Origin of the sequence: Streptomyces sp. NPDC101166, from assembly GCF_044768125.1 — a bacterium.
In the GTDB taxonomy this organism is placed as follows: domain Bacteria; phylum Actinomycetota; class Actinomycetes; order Streptomycetales; family Streptomycetaceae; genus Streptomyces.
The window spans coordinates 1-1,141 of sequence record NZ_JBIWPF010000255.1; the positions used below are offsets into that span (position 1 = coordinate 1).

The following is a 1,141-nucleotide window of genomic DNA, read 5'->3' on the forward strand; positions in this document are numbered from 1 at the left end:
CGCCCCGACTATGTCTTCACCACCGCCACCCGCCCCAGCGACAGTGGCGGCGACGAGACCCCGCAGGACTACATCGACGTCTGGTCGGCCCTGTCCGACCGCGGCCTCGAGGTCATCGGCATCCGCGACACCCCGTGGTTGCGCCGCAACGGCATCCGCTACCGCGCCATCGACTGCCTGGCCAGCGGCGGCGACCGGGTGAGCTGCGGTCTGAAGCGCTCCGAGGCCCTCTCGCCCCTGAACCCCGCCGAGGACCCCGCGTCCGCCTTCCCGAACATGCACCTGATCGACCCCAACGACGCGGTCTGCGAGCCCGTCGTCTGCGCCGTCGTCGAGGGCAACATCCTCGTCTACCACGACGAACACCACCTGACCGCGAGCTACGCGCGCTCCCTGGCCCCCGAGCTCGGGCGCGAACTGCGCCCGATTCTCGGCTGGTGGTGATCCCGCTCCGCGGGTGTGTGCGAGACTCCTTGGACTGCAACGGGTATCGAGCAAGTACGCGAGGAGTCGGGTGTCTTTCGAACTGTGGAGCGCGAGTTGGGAATCGGTACCGCTGTCCGAGGCGGTGAAGCGCTACGACATCGGCAAAGCCAGCGACGACCACGTGGAGGATCTGGAAGACCTCTTCGAGGAGGAGCCGGAGTGCTTCTTCGTGCACCAGGGTGACCTGACCGTCGACGGGTCGTTGTCGATCGGGAACGATCCCGGTCTGGCGGAGGACACCGTGTACGTCATCGATGGCGACCTGACGGTCGACGGGCCGATGCGGTTTCTGAACGGAGACGTCTACACGCCGCTCTACGTCACCGGCTCGGTCACCGCGCGGCACCTGATGTGTCTGCTGGACAGCAACCTTTTCATCGGCGGCTCGCTCACCGTCGGGGGCCTGCTGATGACGGAGTTCTCCGACATGGGGATGCTCGCCGTGCACGGCGCCGCGACAGCGGGGGCGTGGTTCGAGGCCGGGGACAGGGGCGAGGTCGTCTTCCTCGGTGATGTGAAGGCCCCGCGAGTGCGGGTGTCCGAGGCCGACGTCCTGTTGCCCGAGTTCCTGGACGGGGACATCGAGGATGCCGCGGACAAGCTCTGGGCCGCGGCCCTCGAAGGACGTCCCCTGCTGCGCCCCTGATTCCGACTA

At 67.7% G+C, this 1,141-nt stretch carries 2 protein-coding genes; both read left to right on the forward strand.

The genetic code is table 11. The features are described from left to right. Nucleotides 1–444, forward strand: a 444-nt coding sequence (locus ACIRS4_RS38175) for an SGNH hydrolase domain-containing protein (RefSeq protein WP_404204866.1), incomplete at its 5' end; no start/stop codon positions are given. A 70-nt stretch (nucleotides 445–514) separates the two neighbouring features. Beyond that, nucleotides 515–1,132, forward strand: coding sequence for a hypothetical protein (locus ACIRS4_RS38180; protein WP_404204868.1), 618 nt, complete (start codon nucleotides 515–517; stop codon nucleotides 1,130–1,132). The last annotated feature ends 9 nt before the right edge of the window (nucleotides 1,133–1,141 follow it).